Here is a 17,531-nt window from a genome sequence, read left to right as displayed (position 1 = left end):
CTGAATTATTACAGCATAAACCTAAGAAATTTATTAAAAAAAATATGAATTATCTTACTTTTTATTTTCAATCCATTGCTTCGCATTTGTAAATGCTTCTAACCATGGAGATACTTCATCTTGTCTGTTATCTGGATAGTTAGCCCAATTCCATTGAAAAGTAGAACGCTCTATATGTGGCATCATTACTAAATGACGACCAGTTTTATCACATAGCATTGCAGTATTAAAATCTGATCCATTTGGATTTGCAGGATAACTATCGTAACCATATTTTGCAACAATGTTATACTCTTGCTCTGACTTAGGAAGATTAAATTTACCTTCTCCATGACTTATCCAAACACCTAAAGTTGTGTCTTTTAATGTTGAAAGCATTACCGAGTTATTGTCTTGAACTGTTACTGAAGTAAATGCGCTTTCGTGTTTTTTAGAGTCATTATGAAGCATTTTTCCATGCACCTCATGTTCTGGATTAATCAACTCTAATTCCATAAATAATTGACAACCATTACAAATACCAATGGATAAAGTATCTTCTCTTTTAAAGAAGTTATTTATGGCTTTATTAGCGTTTTCATTGTATTTTATTGCTCCAGCCCAACCTTTTGCAGACCCTAAAACATCACTGTTTGAGAAACCACCAACAGCACCTAAAAATTGAATTTCTTCTAAGGTTTCGCGACCAGAAATTAAATCTGTCATGTGTACATCTTTAACATCAAAACCAGCTAAATACATTGCATTAGCCATTTCACGTTCAGAATTACTACCCTTTTCACGTAAAATTGCTGCTTTAGGTCTTGGTTTATTTTGGTTAATAATTGGAAGTTTTCCCGTAAAATGTTTAGGGAAGCTATATTGTAAGGCTTGATTTTTATAGTTGTCAAAACGCGTTTTGGCAAGTCCGTTTGCAGTTTGTTTTTGGTCTAATAAAAAAGATGTTTTGTACCACATGTCTCTTAATCTAGAGACAGTCATAGTAAAGATTTCAATACCATTTATAACACTTAATGTATCACTATCAGTAACTTTACCAATGTTATGAAAAGCAATATTAGCGTCTGTAAGTACTTTTTCTATAGCAGCATCTTTAGATTGAAAAACAATCCCTGAATTTTCAGAAAATAATACTTTACAAGAGTCCTTTTGGTTTAAAGCAGTAATATCTAGTTCTGCACCTAAATTTACATCTGCAAAGCATAACTCTAATAATGTAGTAATTAGTCCACCAGAAGCGACATCATGTCCAGCTATAATTTGATTATCCTTGATTAATTTTTGGATAGTATTAAATACGGTTTTTACGTACTTGGCGTCTTTAGTGTTTGGAGTGTTATTACCAACTTTGTTTAATATTTGAGCAAAACTACTTCCTCCTAATTTAAAGTCGTCTTGAGATAAGTGTATATAATATATATCACCACCTTGTCTTTTAAAAACAGGCTCGATAACATTTTTAATATTATTACAGTTTGCTGCAGCAGAAATAATTACAGTTCCAGGAGAAATAACTTCTTCGTTAGGATACTTTTGCTTCATTGATAACGAGTCTTTTCCTGTTGGAACATTGATTCCTAAGTCAATTGCATATTCTGAAATAGCTTGTACTGCTTCGTACAAACGTGCGTCTTCACCTTCATTTTTACAAGGCCACATCCAATTGGCAGATAATGATACAGATTCTAGTCCATCTTTTAATGGAGCCCACATAATGTTAGTAAGTGCTTCTGTAATACTGTTTCTACTTCCAGCAACAGGATCAATTAATCCAGAGATAGGAGAGTGTCCAATAGACGTAGCAATACCTTCTACACCATTATAATCCAAAGCCATTACACCCATATTATTTAATGGGATTTGTAATGGACCAACACATTGTTGTTTGGCAACTTTACCACCAACACAACGGTCCACTTTATTTGTTAACCAATCTTTACATGCTACAGCTTCAAGTTGTAATACTTGGTCTAGATAATCGTAAAATAAGTTTGGATTATAAGAGACACCACCATAATTTCTGTCAATTGTGGTATCTGTCATTATTGTTTTTGGAGAGCTTCCAAACATATCCTCTAAAGCTAAATCCATTGGTGTATCACCTTTGGTTTTAGATTTAAATGTAAATCTATTGTTTTCTGTTACGTCACCAACAGTATAAATCGGAGAACGTTCTCTTTCTGCAATTCTATTTAAATGATCTAAATGTTTTTCTGCAATAACTAATCCCATTCGTTCTTGAGATTCGTTACCAATAATTTCTTTAGCAGAAAGGGTTGGATCACCAACAGGTAAGGCATCTAAATCTATAGTTCCACCTGTATCTTCAACTAATTCTGATAAGCAGTTTAAGTGTCCACCAGCACCATGATCATGGATAGAGACTATAAAATTCTCGTCACTTTCTACCATTCCACGTACAGCATTGGCAGCACGTTTTTGCATTTCTGGGTTAGAACGTTGTACAGCATTAAGCTCTATGCCAGAAGCAAATTCTCCTGTATCTGCAGAGGATACTGCAGCTCCACCCATTCCTATACGATAGTTTTCACCACCTAATATTACTATTTTATCACCTTTTTTAGGTGTGTCTTTTAAAGCTTGATCTGCTTTACCGTAACCAATACCTCCAGCTTGCATGATTACTTTATCGTAACCAATTTTTCTGTTGGTTCTTTTTTCACCATTAATAATCGTGCTTTTTGCTTCGTCGTGTTCAAACGTTAATACAGAACCACAAATTAAGGGTTGTCCAAATTTGTTACCAAAGTCCGATGCACCATTACTAGCTTTTATTAAAATATCCATTGGTGTTTGGTATAACCAAGGACGTGCATCCATAGCTTGTTCCCATGGTCTATTTTCTTCCAATCTAGAATAAGAAGTCATGTAAACAGCGGTTCCTGCTAATGGTAACGATCCTTTTCCACCAGCTAATCTGTCTCTAATTTCTCCTCCAGATCCTGTTGCAGCTCCATTAAATGGCTCTACGGTTGTTGGAAAGTTATGTGTTTCCGCTTTAAGCGAAATAACAGAGTCGTAATCTTTTTTTACATAGAAATCAGGAATATCTGCACGTTTTGGCGCAAATTGCTCCACTTTAGGACCTTTTATAAAAGCAACGTTATCTTTATAAGCCGAAACAATAGTGTTTGGATGTTGTTTGGAGGTTTCTTTAATCAGTTTAAAAAGCGATGTTGGTTTTTCTTTTCCATCAATGACAAATGTCCCATTAAATATTTTATGACGACAATGTTCTGAGTTGACTTGAGAAAACCCAAAGACTTCTGAATCTGTTAATGGACGACCTATTTTTTTTGATACGCCTTCTAGGTATTCAATTTCTTCATCATTTAGAGCTAAACCTTCTTGTTGATTATAAGATGCTATATCCTCAATATTTAATATTGGATCTGGTTGGATATTAATTGTAAAAGACTCTTGGTTTAATCCATTATATTTTTCTGAAATCATTGGATCAAAGCCTGTAAAGTCTTTTTGGCAAGCTTCAAATTCTTCAATTCTGATGATACCATCAATACCCATGTTTTGAGTAATTTCTACTGCATTTGTACTCCAAGGTGTAATCATTGCAGCTCTAGGACCAACAAAAAAAGCATCTAAAGATGCTTGTTCTATTTTTGGCTGGTTGCCAAATAACCAAATCAATTTAGAGATGGTTTGCGTTGATAATTCTTTTGTTGCTTGAACAGCAAAAAGGTTACTGTTTTGGTTTCCGAAGAAATGAATCATTATATTTTAGTTTGAGTGTTGTTTTTTATAAAGACACAAATTTAGGTTTTTTAAGGCTAATTATTGATAATAATTACCGCTTAATTTAAGAGTTATTCACTAGGTTTTAAACAAAAAAAAGCGGCTTAATTAAGTCGCTTTTTAAATTTTGGATTAAGATCTACTTATTCTTTAATCAGTTTTTTAGTAATACTACCGTTTTTGTTTTGTAGTCTTAAAATGTAGACACCTTTACTTAAGCTAGATAGACTAACTTTATTATTTTTAGAAGTCACATTACCCTTTAAAATCTTTTTACCTAAAATATCATAGATTTCAAAGCTAGAGTTTTCATTAACCTCAATAGTTAATAAGCTAGATTTAATAGGGTTTGGATATATTTTTATTTCTTGTTTATTAAAGTCTGTTGTGCTTAATGTTTGATTATGTTGTCCTAAGTTGGTACATGTATTAGATGGAGATTCGGTCCATTCATTTAGGTTAAAGGTACTATTTCCTCCAGAAATATTTGAATTTCTTACCAAAGTAGTGTTAGCAGCATAAATTGTATTATCTCCTAAAGTACCAATTATGTCAATTAGGATTCCGTTTTTAAATAATCCTATAGCATCATTACCATTAAATCCGGTAATGGTATTATTAGAGTCATCTACAGCAGCTGTACATACTGTTAAATTACTATTTCCTATAACATACACATCATTATTATTGATTGACGCACCACTAGGAAAGTTATATGTTGCTGTCCATCCCGAGTTACCGTTAGAGCTTAATCTTAGTTCATAACCTGCTAAGTCTGTTATAGCTGCTCCTGTAAAGTTTGCAATTTCCAAAGCTTTATTATTACTAGAACCTTCTATATATTCTGAAAAGTATAAATCGTTACTTATACCTGTACTTCCAGCTAATGTAGTTTCAGTAGCTGTTGTACTTAATGCAGAGGTGTTGTCTTCTGCGTCTTTTGCTCTTACAGATAGCGTGTAAGTCGTTTCTGGTGTTAATCCTGAAATAGTATATGTGGTTGCGTTTGATCCTGTATTTACGTAATTGCTACCATCAAAAACATCATAACTTACAACAGCTGTATTGTCAGTAGATGCTGACCAAGATAAATCAATTGTAGTTGATGTTGGATTAGAAGCTACTAAATTTGTAGGCACTGTTGGAGCTTGTGTATCTGTAGGTCCAGGATTCCATATAGCATTTGCGTATTCTGGATGACTAATAAATGGATTAGCGTTACCTTGAAAATTGTAAGCTGAGTTGTTACGTTGTATATCTCTGGCATCTACTGGATCAACATTATTATGCCAATCTAATAACAAACTAATAGCCCAACCCTGAAACACTTGGTCATTAGTACCATTAAACATGTCAAAACTGGTATAACCATCAACTGTGTTTTCATAACGTGTTGCAAAGTATAACAAAGCTCTAGCAACATCACCTTTAAACTCGTCAATTGGTTCAAAAACAGTTCCTGAATATCCAGCAACAGCACTTGTTCCTTTTTTAGATCCGTTAGAATATGTATGACTAGCAGAGCCAACAATACCAAATGCAAAGCTTCCGCGTCCACCATTAACATAGCCATCTGTTGGGTACACGTGATGTATATCATTTTTCATTGGAGAGGCTTCGCCAAATGATGATTGAGGCACTAAATGTTCTCTGTTATAACAAACACCTTCAGCATTGTAATTTCCGCATTGATCAGAATTGTATGTGTAGCTGTATTGGTCTGTAGCAGTAGGTTTTTCAGAATAAATATCTAAAATTGTATTATCGTTTTCATAATAAAGGTCTCTATCTGTGGTTTCATATCCCAACCATAAACCTGAATAGCCTTGATCAGAATGTCCATTAGTAATAATACTTCTTAATTCTGATTTAAGAGCATAACCAGTTAATCCAGTAGCACTATCATAATAATTAGCTGGTACTTGAGCAAAACTAGTAAGTGTTAGTAATAAGGTTAATGATAATAAGTAAAATTGTTTCATTGTTAAATTTTAAAGGGTATTACGATATGTAAATTAAATTTATATATGTTATTTAAGTTTAAATACAATTATTTTCTTTCTAAAAGGGCCATGTAAAAGCCATCATAGCCTGATTGGTGAGATAAAATTTTATTATCCTTGATTAAAGAAAACTCTTTACCACTTTCTGAAGCTAAAAATTTGGTTACTTGATCTTGATTCTCTGATGGTAAAATAGAACATGTAGCATACACTAATTTTCCTCCAGACTTAACCATTCTAGAATATGAGCTTAATATTTCGGCTTGAGTTTTTTTGATTTTTTCAATAAATTCTGGTTGCATTTTCCATTTAGCATCAGGATTTCTTCTTAAAACGCCTAATCCAGAACATGGTGCATCAATTAATACACGATCTGCTTTATCATAAAGTTTTTTAATAACTTTAGTAGAGTCTATGTGTCTTGGCTCAATATTATGCGCTCCAGCGCGTTTAGCACGACGTTTTAACTCTTTTAATTTATTATCGTAAATGTCTAGTGCAATTATTTGACCTTTATTTTCCATCAAACTTGCAAGGTGCAATGTTTTTCCTCCTGCACCAGCGCATGTATCTACAACACGCATTCCTGGTTCTACTTGTAAATATTCTGCAACTAATTGAGAAGAGGCATCTTGCACTTCAAAATGACCATTTTTAAAGGCTTCTGTAGTAAATACATTACCACGTTCGGCTAATTTTAAAGCATTTGGATATTTTGCTAATTCTTCAGTTTCAATATCTAAATCAAATAAATCGGATTTAAGTTTTTCTCTAGTTGTTTTAAGTGTGTTTACTCTTAAAATAACATCTGCTTGCTCATTTAAAGCAGCAGCTTCTTTAGTCCAAACAGCTTCGCCTAAAGCTTCAGCAGCTAACTCATCCATCCAATCTGGAAACGACTCTTTTATTTTTCTAATTTTAGAAAATTCGTCAAAACGACCTTTAATTTTTCTTGTCGGTGTATTTTCAAAATATTTCCAATCAGGTAGTGTAATACCTTTTAGTGTAGCCCAAACCGCAAACATACGCCAGATTTCATCTCTGTTAAATGGTTCTTTTACTTCAGCAATTTCTGCATAAAGTCTTTTCCATCGTACGATATCGTATGTGGTTTCTGCAACAAAACCTCTGTCACGACTTCCCCAGCGTTTGTCGCGTTTAAGTAATTGTTGAACAACTTTATCTGCATAATGACCGTCGTTAAAGATTAATAATAAACCATCAACTGTGGCAAAGCATAAATTTTTGTGTAAGCGCATTTTTTTGTATTTAATAACGTGCAAAGTTACTTAAATAACACCAATTTGTATTACTTTTTAGTATTAAGATATTATAGATTTGTCATTTAAAAAATAATTTTAAATAAATGCACAAGTTTTTTAAAAGTATTGCATCTAAACTTATTAATAGAATATCTAATCATTTTTGACAGAAACAGATTTTATACACCAGCTTAAGGCTAAAAGTAGCGCTTCTTATAGTAAGCTTTTGGAGGATTTTCAGCACAAAGTGTTTGGGACTTGTCTGTCATTTGTGCCAAATAGGGAAGATGCAGAGGATATCGCACAAGAGGTTTTTGTGGAGGTTTTTAATTCTATTCATAAATTTAAGCAAGAATCTAAGTTATCCACATGGATTTATAGGATTACAACCAATAAATGTTTAGAATTTATTAGAAAAAAAAATGCTAAAAAACGGTTTGCTTTTTTAGAGTCATTATCAAGTAATGACTATAATCTAGATAAAGCTAGTTACTTTACAGAGATTAATCATCCAGGATTAGTGTTAGAACAAAAGGAAACTAGTGAAATCTTATTTTTAGCAATTAATAAACTGCCAGAAGCACAACGTATAGTTTTTACACTAAATAAAATTGATGATAAAAGCTATAAAGAAATTAGCGAAATTACTAATAAAAGTATTGGATCTATTGAGTCTTTGCTGTTTAGAGCAAAAAAGAATTTACAAAAAACACTAGAAAATTTTTATAAAAATCAAGAGTAACACAAGTTTTTTAAGACTATTACATCTAAATTAATATGAACACAAATAATAACATTCAAGATAAAATAGATAGCACATTAAATGCTTTAGATACTTTAAATAGTGTCCAAGTTTCTCCTTTTTTTAAGGATAAAACTATGCAAAAAATGTTTGCAGAAAAACAGGTAACTTCTAAATCTTGGAGTTGGTTTACACCGCAATTACAATTAGCAACGTTAGTTTGTGTTGTAATTGTTAACGTATATGCTATCCGCCAAATTAATAGCGCAAAATATAACGACGCTATTTCTAGTTTTGCCTCAGATTATGGATTGAACTCAGATTCAGAATCTTCATTTTTAAAATTATAATCATGAAAAAACACACCGTTTTATATCTTTTACTTATTGTTTTAATTATAATGAATGGCTTTTTTCTATTCAATTATATAGGTCGTCCAGGTCAGAATGGACCTAAAACATCAGGAGATTTTATTGCAACTGAGTTAAAATTTAATGACCAACAATTAGCACAATTTAAAAGTTTAGAAGCTAAACATCACAATAATATGCGTGCAGTTGGTGATGCTATTAAGTCTTTAAAAGACCAATTGTTTAGTAATATTACTGCAGCTTCAATTGATCAACAAGAGATAGATAACTTAATAGCAAATATTGCAGACAAAACAATTACAAGAGAACACGAATTGTTTAAAAGATTAAGGGCAATTTATAATTTGTCTGACGATAAACAAAAAGAACAATTTAAATCTATAATAAAAAAAGCACGAAGATTTGATAATCAAGGACCAGAACATCCTAGAAGACCAGAGTAAAACACTTTTCTAAAATTTAAAAAAGACCTTCAGTAAATTGAGGGTCTTTTTTTTGTGTTTTGTTTAACATAGTTGGCCACAAGTTATTTTAAAACAAAACATCTAAATACCATAACAAATAAATTATTTAGATATGAAAAACAACATATTAAGTACAGCAGTATTAGTGTTTGGTTTAACAGTTTTAAGTGTAACTAGTGTTAACGCTCAATCTAGCGATAAACAGAAAAAAGAACCACCAACATTTAGTCAGTTATTAAAAGAATTGGATAAAGATGAAGACGGTAAATTATCTAAATCCGAAATCAAAGGACCTTTAAAAGAAAATTTTGATAAAATTGATACAGATGAAGACGGATTTATATCTGAAGCTGAATTTAAAAAAGCACCAAAACCAAAAAAAAGAGAACGTAACTAATTAGATAACATAACCAATAAACCATAAATAATATGAAGCATATAAAAAGCAAACTAAATCTTATATTAATCGTAGTTGTATTTGGTATAACGCTTACAGTCTTTACTTCTTGTAATGACGATGATAGTGTTACAACAACTGAAATAGAGGATGAAGACGTTGGAGTAATTGACGATACTGATTTTGAAGCCACAGATTGGACTTCTGAGACGCACAGTAAAGATGCAGATCCTAATTTTGAAGAAGTATTTGAAGATAACGCTGTAAAAAGATTAGATATAGTAATTACTGAAGCACGTTGGCAATCTATGCTTGATAATATGACAAGTCTTTACGGAGCTTTTGGAGCTGGTGCAGGCGGTCCAGGAGGAGGAGCTGGTGGTGGTGTTTTAACAGAAATTGACGAAGATCCAATTTTTGTACCTGCCGAAGTATTTTATAACGGTATTGAATGGTATCGCGTAGGTGTTAGATTTAAAGGTAATTCTAGTTTGCAAACTAGCTGGCAAAATGGAATTTTAAAACTATCGCTTAAATTAGATTTTGATGAGTTTGAAGATGATTATCCACAAATAGACAACCAACGTTTTTATGGTTTTAAAAAGTTAAGTCTTAAAAATAACTTTGATGATAAGTCTATGTTGCGCGAAAAAGTAGCGACAGATGTTTTTAGAAACTCAGGATTAGTAGCCTCACATACTGCATTTTATACCGTTTATGTAGACCATGGTGATGGACCACAATATTTTGGACTTTACACTATGGTGGAAGAAGTAGATGATACAGTTTTAGATACACAGTTTTCTGATGATGATGGTAATTTATACAAGCCAGATGGTGTTGCTGCTAGTTTTGCTATGGGAACTTATAATGAAAGTGAATACGTTAAAAAAACTAACGAAGATGAAGGCGATTTTGATGATGTTGCTAGTTTATTAGCTGTAATAAATGATGGTTCAAGAACTACAGACCCAGAATCATGGAGAGCAAATCTTGACGCTGTTTTTGATACAGATGTCTTTATAAAATACTTAGCAGTTAATACAGTCGTTCAAAATTGGGATACTTATGGAAGGATGACACATAATTATTTTTTATATAACAATCCAGATACTAGTAAACTAACATGGATACCATGGGATAATAACGAAGCTTTGCAAACAGGAAAAATGGGAGGCTCATTACCATTGGATTTTTCAGGATTAAATAACTCTGAATGGCCTTTAATTGGCTATTTGTATCAAGACTCGGTTTACAAAGCGCAATATGATACCTATGTTCAAGACGTAGTAGATAATGCTTTTAATGTTAGCACAATTCAGTCTCTGTACGCAAATTATGCAGCATTAATACAACCTTATGCAACATCAGAAGTTGCAGGTTATAGTTTTTTAGAAAATGGTTCGGATTTCCAAAATGCAGTTAACCTGTTAAATACACATGTATCATCTCGTTCAACAGCAGTTAGTGATTACTTAGATTAAAAATAATTAATTAGTTTTTTAATAGCAGTTAAAGGCTTCATTATGTAAAACTTATGAGGCCTTTATAATAACGATATGCTATTAAGAAGAAATAACTTCAATATAAAAACATTTTATCACAAGTTTTAAAGAATAAAAGCATCTAAAGCTTATAAACAGTATTTAAAAATGAAAAATAACCAATTAAAAACAGTATTAACAGTCTTTTCAATGCTATTATGTTTTAGCGTATTTGCTCAAAGAGGTGGAGGTAGACAAGGTGGAAGAGGAGGCGAAAGAGGAGGTGAAAGAGGTCAGCAACGTGGAGGAGCACCAGATGCGTCTGAAATTCTTTCAAAATTAGACACTAATAAAGATCTAGTGATTGATAAAGATGAAGCAGCTAGTGATGAAAGAGGGAAAATGTCAGAAGATTTTGATTTAATTGACGCTAACGAAGATGGAGTGATTGATTTGGATGAATTAAAAGTGTCTTTAGATGATAGTAAGCCTAGAAAAATTTCAGCTAAAAAAATAATCAAAGCTATTGATGATAATGGTGACGGAACATTAAATGAATTAGAAGTAGCTGCTAAAAAGAAAATTGAATTATCTGATAATTTTAGTAAGATAGATACTAATAGTGATGGTGAGTTAGATTTGGAAGAATTAAAGGCGTTTTTTGAAACTGATGATAAGCCTAAACGTAGAAAAAGAGATTGATTTAATTTCAAAAAAAAAGAATATGAAAAGCCTATATAAAGTTTTAGTAGTTGTAATGCTTGGTCTGTTATTTGGTTGTAATAGTCAAAAAAAGACAACAACACATAGCCATGATGGATCACAAAATCATTCGCATGATACAGATCATACATTTAAAACAACAAATAATTACTATGGTAATTATGAGCTTGAAGACACTACGTATGGTACAAAAACTAAGGTGACAATTAATGGTGATACACGTGTTATGGTAACTAATTCATTACCAAACCATGACACAGGAGCTTTTCCTAATCCAGGTAATCCAAATACTATTGCGCCTCAGGATATCACTTATTCATTTCCATTAATACCAAAATATACTGGTAAAGCGCAATGGATGAGAGAACCAGGAATTGCTTTAAACGGAATTAAATTTGAGCCTCAAACAGCAGAGGTTGTAGTGTGTGATACAGGAGAAAATTATCGTGTAGAGGCTATTCAGGACGTTATAGATCTTGGTTTGGATTTTAATCATGCACATGTACAACCCACAGGTGCTTATCATTATCATGGGACACCAACATCTATAATTTCAAAATTTGATACAGGACAAGATTTGGTTCATATTGGATTTGCTCATGATGGATTTCCTATGTACTATTCTAAAAGTGGGCAATATAAACCTAGCTTTAAATTGTTAGACGGATCCAGAGAAGGTGAGGATTGTACTTATGATAATCCACATCAGCATATGGATATTGCTGTTGCAGGACATCATGACGGAACGTATGGTTCAGATTACGAGTATGTCGCTGGTTATGGTGATTTGGACGAGTGTAATGGTATTACTGTCGATGGTAAGTATATGTATTTAGTAACTAATCAGTTTCCTTATGTTGGTCGTTGTGTTATGGGAGAAGTAGAAAGTCAAGAACAAGGACCTCCAAATGGTCAACATAATGGTCAAGGTGGACGTCCAGAACCATCACAGATTATTAAACAAATGGATGATAATAAGGATGGCAAATTGTCTAAAAAAGAAGTTAAAGGACCATTAAAAGAAGATTTTTCTAAAATAGACGCTAATAACGATGGGTTTTTAACTAAAGAAGAATTGCAAAAAGTCTCAAATAACAGAGGTCAAAGACCACTCGGGAAAAAAACTCAAGCTGCAAAAAATTAAATTTCGCTAAGACCACAAGTTTTTAAAATATCACGCATCTAAAATAACATAATCCGCTAACAACAACGCAAAAATGAAAAACGTATTTAAATTATCTATTTTAGTATTAACTATATTTGTATCATGTAGTGATGACGATGCAGCAACTACTGGTACAACAACAGATGGAGAAGTGACCACAGCAACATTGCATAATGCATTTTCAGAATTTAATGCAACTAATACCACCATTACATTAAATGGTACCAATATTACAATACAAACTAATGGGTTGCCTGACCATACGTCACCTTATTGGTCCAATACAGTTTCAAGATCTTTAGTAGGTCCGCAAGGTGTAACTTTTACAACAGTTTCTAACGCTGACCATCCATTATGGGTTGAGCCAACAGTAACTAGTTATGATCAAATGGCACCAGGAAATATTGACGATTTTAATGGATCATACTCCTTAACAGTATCTGCAAATCCGCAATTAGCAAGTAGCAGTACAGCAACAGGATTAGGTGCTATTGGTATCTCAATTTCAGGATCTGTAATTTATAATGATGAGGAAGGACCAAACGTACCTTTGGATAATGCAGTAGGATCTCTAGATTATACAGCAGCACATACAGGACCACAAAGTTATCACTACCATTTAGAGCCTAAAGCTTGGTCTAATGATGACGAAGCATTAATTGGTATTATTGCAGATGGGTTTTTTCTTTATGGTCGTAAATGTAACGCAACAGGTACATACCCTACAGATTTGGATGCATCAGGAGGACATACAAGTACAACGCAACATACAACAACAGCAGAGTACCATTACCATATCCAAAACGAATTATATTTAAACGCATATTATATTTTATTTCCAGGTGATTATCAAGGTACTCCAAGCAATATCCTTTAAAAACTGTTTTTTATTCAGTTTAATACTTATTTTTAATTGTCAAAATCAGACTAATAATACAGCGCTAGTTAGTAACGCTCAAACGGAAATAATAACTATTAAAATACCTAAGTCACAATTAGTCTTAAAACCAAACATTGGGTTGGTCTACTTCCAAGATAAGCCTTTTAGTGGGACGTCAATTTTAAAATATAATAACAACACTATTGCTGAAGCTATTGATTACAAAAACGGAATTAAAGATGGTGTTTTTAAAAAGTGGTTTGAAGATGGCATATTAAGTTTTGAAGCTTTTTATACCAATGGACAATTACATGGTGTGTCAAAATCATGGTGGTCAAATGGTAATTTAAGATCAGAGTCACATTATATAAACGGAAAAGCTAATGGTATTCAAAAACAATGGTATGTCTCTGGACAAAAATTTAAACTAATGACATTAGTCGATGGTAAAGAAAAAGGTATGCAGCAAGCCTGGAGACGTAACGGAAAAATTTATAATAACTATCAAGCTAAAAATGGTCGCATTTTTGGATTAAAACGCGCTAATCTGTGTTTTCAATTAGAAGAAGAAATTGTACAAGATGAAAAACTATAGCTTATTTTTTTTAGTAGCATTATTATGTAATTGTAAAGGTAAAACCGAAGTTAAAAGTAGTAGGGTAGATGTCTTACCTTATTATAGCGATGCTAGTTTTACGCCTCATTGGTTAGAGGGTAAAACAACCGATTTAAAATCGTTTCATAAAATACCAGAGTTTACATTAACAAATCAAGATGGACAACAAATTACTCAAAAAACGTTTGAAAATAAAATTTACGTAACAGATTTCTTTTTTACATCATGTCCTGGGATTTGTCCAAAAATGACAGAAAACATGTCTGTATTGCAAGACGCGTTTAAAGATGATGATCAAGTCTTATTACTATCACACTCCGTAACACCAGTTAAGGATTCTGTATCGATTTTAAAACATTACGCAGAAGGTAAAGGCGTAATAACTAATAAATGGCATTTAGTTACAGGAGATAGAAAACAAATTTATGATTTAGGAAGACAAGCTTATTTTGTTGAAGAAGATTTAGGAAACGAAAAGACAGATGATGACTTTTTACATACCGAAAACTTTGTATTAATAGATAAAAACAAACATATACGAGGGATTTATAATGGATTAAATAAAACTGCTGTACAACAATTAATTGCAGATATAAAAACCTTAGAGATTGAAGATAAATAATTTTGGTTGATTATTTTTCAGGAAAGCTTCGCTGTAATGGTGGAGCTTTTCTATTTTTATAGAAAATTAATAATCATGAAAAAAATAATATATCTAATATTTAGTATTTCGCTTATAATTGGATTAGGTAGTTGTGGTATTGGTAAATATAAAACGGTACCAAAACCAATAAAAACCACTTTTACAGCTGTTGAGATAGAAACGTTAATAGAAGATGACGCTTTAAATGTAAGAGCTATTGAAATTATTGATACTGTTGGTTTAGCCTACTTAACTTCTGAAGGAAAATTTGGTATGTATTTTAATAGTGATTTACCAGGATATAATGCGATTAAAAAGGTATTACCCATTCAAGTAAAACACGATAGCATTATTCCAAATTTTAGAGCTTTGGCTGTTACTAGTAATAAAGGTTATGGGTTAAGTATAGGGTCACCTGCTTTGATTTTTAATTTAGATGTTGATTTACATAAAAACACAGTCGTGTATCAAGAAAATCATGAAAAAGCATTCTACGATGCTATGGAATTTTGGAATGACCAAGAAGGTATTGCAATTGGAGATCCAACAGATGATTGTTTAAGTGTAATTATAACACGAGATGGAGGAGAGTCTTGGACAAAACTATCGTGTGATGTGTTACCAAAAGCAAAAGAAGGCGAAGCTGCATTTGCTGCAAGTGATACTAATATAGCTATTGTAGGCGATAAAACTTGGGTGGCTACAGGTGGTAAGGCTAGTCGTATTTTATATTCTCCAGATAAAGGAAACACTTGGGAGGTCTTTGATACACCAATTATACAAGGCTTAGAAACTACAGGTATTTATAGTATAGATTTTTATGATGAAAACAATGGTTTTGCAGTAGGTGGAGATTACACCAAAGCGGATGATAATGTGGCTAATAAAATAAAGACTACTGATGGCGGAAAAACATGGCAACTTATGTCTGATGGTACTGGACCTGGTTACAGAAGCTGTGTACAATACGTGCCAAATAGCAATGCGCAACAATTAGTTGCAATTGGATTTAAAGGAATAGATTACAGTAGTGACGCTGGTAATACGTGGACGCATTTAAGTGATGATGGGTATTATACTATTAGGTTTATAGATGAAACAACAGCGTATGCTGCAGGAAATAAAAAGATTAGTAAATTAACCTTTAAATAGATTGTTTTAATAGTAGAAGTAGCGTAATTATAAATTTATTTCAGAATCTCATAAGTATTCAATCAAAGAATTTAAAATCAAAACAAGTTAAGTTTAATGCAAAAAAAAGAAGCCTATTGGCTTCTTTTTTTAGTCTTTTTTATTGTCTTTGTGTCTTCCTCTAAACTCTTCTATCATTTTTCTTTTAAAGGAGCGTTCAGCATTAAAAAGTAGTACAATTTTTTTGTAACTAATTATTTTTGAAAGCTTATCAACGTAAATTTTATAGCTTTTTACTCTAGCGTCTTCCAAATCTTGCATGTCCTTAATTAGGGTTTCGGCTTCTTTGTTTGTTAATTTTGTAACATCAATATCCTTACGTTTGATGTCAGACGCTTCTCTTAATTTACTTTTTTGTTCTTCAAAGTCATTGTAAATAGGCCAAAAAGCTTCTGCTTCCTTGGAAGAAAAATCTAATTGCTCTGTAATGTGTGCTACTTTTAAAGCTTTAAGTTTTTCGTGTTGTTTTATTTTTTCTTTTTGTGCAATTGCACTAAAAGAAAACACTAAAACTAGTAATGTTATAATATGTTTTTTCATTGTAATATGTTTTATTCTTGGTATAAGTCGTTTAAATCTATGTCGTCAATATAGTCTTCAACTTCAATTAAATTATAATCTATAAAATCTGTTTGTGATAATTCCGAGTCATTAATTAACATATTAAGATCGTTAATTTCTATTTCATCTAAAATATAGTTTTCTACAGTATCTGTATCTAAGCTGTCTAATGTAGGAGCTGCTTTAAATAGGTTTAAATTAAATAATAGTACTATGGCTGCAGCAACGCTAGATAATGATACAATAGTTTTTTTGTTAAACAGATTAAATACTTTAGGTTCTGGCTTATCTAATTTAGATAAAATCGTATTTTCTAAAGTTTCAAAATAACCATCTGGAACATTAAAACCAGAGGTTTTAGAATGTGCTTCTAATGTTGCTTGCGCTAGAATGGCATCTTCTAATCCTTCAAAGTAGTCCTTAGGGATTTTGAATCCTGAAGTCTTGATTGTATTTAAGCTTTCTTTTTTCATTGTATTATTAAGACTAAAAAAAACGTAATTGGTTTAATGTTCTTTTAAATAGGCTTCTATTTTTTTAGAAGCTAAATGGTAGGATGCTTTTAGGGCTCCTTCACTGGTGTCAAGTATTTCTGATAGTTCGCTGTATTTTAAATCTTGAAAATATTTCATATTAAACACTAATTGTTGTTTTTCAGGAAGTGTTGTTATTGCTTTTTGAAGTTTAAGCTGTATGGCTTCTCCTTCAAAGTAAACGTCCGATTGTAAATTGTTTATTGCTAAATCCTGAGTATCGTGACTAGCAGTATTTTTTAATTTTGCGTTTCTTTTTAAATGTGTTAAAGCTTCGTTAGTTGCTATTCTATAAATCCAAGAGTATAATTGGCTGTCGCCTTTAAATTTATTAATGTTTTTAAAAACTTTTATAAACGTATTTTGTAAAACGTCATCAGCATCGTCATGAGATTTTACTATATGTCTAATGTGCCAATACAATCGCTCTTTGTATAGCGTGATTAGTGTTTTAAAAGCAGCGTTTTTTTCTGATTCAGATTGTAATTGCTGCACTAAAAGTGTTTCGTTCTCTGACATATTAATTATTAGACTCTAATTTAAGCTAATAGTTTAAAAGTTTTATTAGAATTTTTAATGATTATTAACTATTTGTAAATCATAGTTTTATAAAAAAATAAGCGATTAAACGCGTGGTTTATCGGTTTAAAAACAAATTATGCTTGTTTTTATGTATTATTTGCTTTAGATTTATGTTGTTAAATTTACTTTTGTTGTTGGCC

At 32.0% G+C, this 17,531-nt stretch carries 17 protein-coding genes; 11 read left to right on the top strand and 6 right to left on the bottom strand.

The features are described 5' to 3' along the window. Positions 1-54 precede the first annotated feature (54 nt). From purL to V6251_RS03450, 3 genes are all read right to left on the bottom strand, one after another. Positions 55-3,753 carry a phosphoribosylformylglycinamidine synthase gene (gene purL, locus V6251_RS03460; RefSeq protein WP_341587048.1) on the bottom strand — a complete coding sequence of 1,233 codons (3,699 nt, stop codon included), beginning with the start codon at positions 3,751-3,753 and terminating at the stop codon, positions 55-57. 164 nt (positions 3,754-3,917) lie between these two features. After that, positions 3,918-5,756, bottom strand: a complete 1,839-nt coding sequence (locus V6251_RS03455; protein WP_341587047.1) for an endonuclease — start codon at positions 5,754-5,756, stop codon at positions 3,918-3,920. Positions 5,757-5,824: 68 nt separating this feature from the next. Further along, complete coding sequence (locus V6251_RS03450) at positions 5,825-7,036, bottom strand: RsmB/NOP family class I SAM-dependent RNA methyltransferase (protein WP_341587046.1); 1,212 nt, start codon at positions 7,034-7,036, stop codon at positions 5,825-5,827. 166 nt (positions 7,037-7,202) lie between these two features. Here V6251_RS03450 and V6251_RS03445 point away from each other — a divergent pair, with 166 nt between their 5' ends. The 11 genes from V6251_RS03445 (at position 7,203) to V6251_RS03395 (ending at position 15,676) form a co-directional block, all read left to right on the top strand. Next, complete coding sequence (locus V6251_RS03445; protein ID WP_341587045.1) at positions 7,203-7,781, top strand: RNA polymerase sigma factor; 579 nt, start codon at positions 7,203-7,205, stop codon at positions 7,779-7,781. Positions 7,782-7,816: 35 nt separating this feature from the next. Further along, on the top strand, positions 7,817-8,131 hold the full coding sequence (locus tag V6251_RS03440) for a hypothetical protein (protein WP_341587044.1): 315 nt from the start codon (positions 7,817-7,819) through the stop codon (positions 8,129-8,131). A gap of 2 nt (positions 8,132-8,133) precedes the next feature. After that, positions 8,134-8,595 carry a Spy/CpxP family protein refolding chaperone gene (locus tag V6251_RS03435; RefSeq protein ID WP_341587043.1) on the top strand — a complete coding sequence of 154 codons (462 nt, stop codon included), beginning with the start codon at positions 8,134-8,136 and terminating at the stop codon, positions 8,593-8,595. A 133-nt stretch (positions 8,596-8,728) separates the two neighbouring features. Further along, the gene (locus tag V6251_RS03430; protein WP_341587042.1) at positions 8,729-9,013 is read left to right on the top strand and encodes an EF-hand domain-containing protein; all 285 of its coding nucleotides are present in this window, start codon (positions 8,729-8,731) and stop codon (positions 9,011-9,013) included. Positions 9,014-9,045: 32 nt separating this feature from the next. Further along, a complete protein-coding gene (locus tag V6251_RS03425; RefSeq protein ID WP_341587041.1) occupies positions 9,046-10,497 on the top strand; it encodes a CotH kinase family protein in 1,452 nt (483 codons plus the stop codon). A gap of 168 nt (positions 10,498-10,665) precedes the next feature. Next, positions 10,666-11,199: a hypothetical protein gene (locus V6251_RS03420; protein ID WP_341587040.1), complete on the top strand. Its 534-nt coding sequence runs from the start codon at positions 10,666-10,668 to the stop codon at positions 11,197-11,199. Between the two features lie 22 nt (positions 11,200-11,221). After that, complete coding sequence (locus V6251_RS03415) at positions 11,222-12,364, top strand: YHYH protein (protein WP_341587039.1); 1,143 nt, start codon at positions 11,222-11,224, stop codon at positions 12,362-12,364. 73 nt (positions 12,365-12,437) lie between these two features. Beyond that, positions 12,438-13,262: a YHYH protein gene (locus tag V6251_RS03410; RefSeq protein ID WP_341587038.1), complete on the top strand. Its 825-nt coding sequence runs from the start codon at positions 12,438-12,440 to the stop codon at positions 13,260-13,262. A 142-nt stretch (positions 13,263-13,404) separates the two neighbouring features. Further along, a complete protein-coding gene (locus V6251_RS03405) occupies positions 13,405-13,860 on the top strand; it encodes a toxin-antitoxin system YwqK family antitoxin (protein WP_341587037.1) in 456 nt (151 codons plus the stop codon). Further along, positions 13,847-14,503, top strand: a complete 657-nt coding sequence (locus V6251_RS03400) for an SCO family protein (protein ID WP_341587036.1) — start codon at positions 13,847-13,849, stop codon at positions 14,501-14,503. Before V6251_RS03405 ends, V6251_RS03400 begins: the two co-directional genes overlap by 14 nt. A 75-nt stretch (positions 14,504-14,578) precedes the next feature. Continuing rightward, positions 14,579-15,676, top strand: coding sequence for a WD40/YVTN/BNR-like repeat-containing protein (locus V6251_RS03395; RefSeq protein ID WP_341587035.1), 1,098 nt, complete (start codon positions 14,579-14,581; stop codon positions 15,674-15,676). Between the two features lie 129 nt (positions 15,677-15,805). On the opposite strand, the gene V6251_RS03390 is transcribed toward V6251_RS03395, so the two are convergent. Genes V6251_RS03390 through V6251_RS03380 form a run of 3 tightly spaced genes read right to left on the bottom strand, consistent with a single transcriptional unit; the run spans position 15,806 to position 17,328 of the window. Continuing rightward, positions 15,806-16,255, bottom strand: a complete 450-nt coding sequence (locus V6251_RS03390; protein ID WP_145002160.1) for a glycosyl transferase family 90 — start codon at positions 16,253-16,255, stop codon at positions 15,806-15,808. 11 nt (positions 16,256-16,266) lie between these two features. Continuing rightward, entirely contained in the window at positions 16,267-16,749 is a 483-nt protein-coding gene (locus V6251_RS03385; protein WP_341587034.1) for a hypothetical protein, read from the bottom strand. Positions 16,750-16,782: 33 nt separating this feature from the next. Then, the gene (locus tag V6251_RS03380) at positions 16,783-17,328 is read right to left on the bottom strand and encodes an RNA polymerase sigma factor (protein ID WP_341587033.1); all 546 of its coding nucleotides are present in this window, start codon (positions 17,326-17,328) and stop codon (positions 16,783-16,785) included. Positions 17,329-17,531: the final 203 nt, after the last annotated feature.

This window comes from Olleya sp. Ti.3.14 (genome assembly GCF_038154885.1).
Taxonomy (GTDB): domain Bacteria; phylum Bacteroidota; class Bacteroidia; order Flavobacteriales; family Flavobacteriaceae; genus Olleya.
The sequence above is the reverse complement of the archived record's forward strand: the minus strand, read 5'-3'. Positions and strand labels throughout refer to the sequence as shown.

What these genes read in the sequence shown, in the direction of transcription:
- V6251_RS03450 (WP_341587046.1), bottom strand. Translation starts at nt 7,036, where the DNA reads ATGCGCTTACACAAAAATTTATGCTTTGCCACAGTTGATGGTTTATTA.
- V6251_RS03415 (WP_341587039.1), top strand. Translation starts at nt 11,222, where the DNA reads ATGAAAAGCCTATATAAAGTTTTAGTAGTTGTAATGCTTGGTCTGTTA.
- V6251_RS03410 (WP_341587038.1), top strand. Translation starts at nt 12,438, where the DNA reads ATGAAAAACGTATTTAAATTATCTATTTTAGTATTAACTATATTTGTA.
- V6251_RS03395 (WP_341587035.1), top strand. Translation starts at nt 14,579, where the DNA reads ATGAAAAAAATAATATATCTAATATTTAGTATTTCGCTTATAATTGGA.
- V6251_RS03425 (WP_341587041.1), top strand. Translation starts at nt 9,046, where the DNA reads ATGAAGCATATAAAAAGCAAACTAAATCTTATATTAATCGTAGTTGTA.
- V6251_RS03440 (WP_341587044.1), top strand. Translation starts at nt 7,817, where the DNA reads ATGAACACAAATAATAACATTCAAGATAAAATAGATAGCACATTAAAT.
- V6251_RS03455 (WP_341587047.1), bottom strand. Translation starts at nt 5,756, where the DNA reads ATGAAACAATTTTACTTATTATCATTAACCTTATTACTAACACTTACT.
- V6251_RS03420 (WP_341587040.1), top strand. Translation starts at nt 10,666, where the DNA reads ATGAAAAATAACCAATTAAAAACAGTATTAACAGTCTTTTCAATGCTA.
- V6251_RS03430 (WP_341587042.1), top strand. Translation starts at nt 8,729, where the DNA reads ATGAAAAACAACATATTAAGTACAGCAGTATTAGTGTTTGGTTTAACA.
- purL (WP_341587048.1), bottom strand. Translation starts at nt 3,753, where the DNA reads ATGATTCATTTCTTCGGAAACCAAAACAGTAACCTTTTTGCTGTTCAA.
- V6251_RS03380 (WP_341587033.1), bottom strand. Translation starts at nt 17,328, where the DNA reads ATGTCAGAGAACGAAACACTTTTAGTGCAGCAATTACAATCTGAATCA.
- V6251_RS03400 (WP_341587036.1), top strand. Translation starts at nt 13,847, where the DNA reads ATGAAAAACTATAGCTTATTTTTTTTAGTAGCATTATTATGTAATTGT.
- V6251_RS03390 (WP_145002160.1), bottom strand. Translation starts at nt 16,255, where the DNA reads ATGAAAAAACATATTATAACATTACTAGTTTTAGTGTTTTCTTTTAGT.
- V6251_RS03385 (WP_341587034.1), bottom strand. Translation starts at nt 16,749, where the DNA reads ATGAAAAAAGAAAGCTTAAATACAATCAAGACTTCAGGATTCAAAATC.
- V6251_RS03435 (WP_341587043.1), top strand. Translation starts at nt 8,134, where the DNA reads ATGAAAAAACACACCGTTTTATATCTTTTACTTATTGTTTTAATTATA.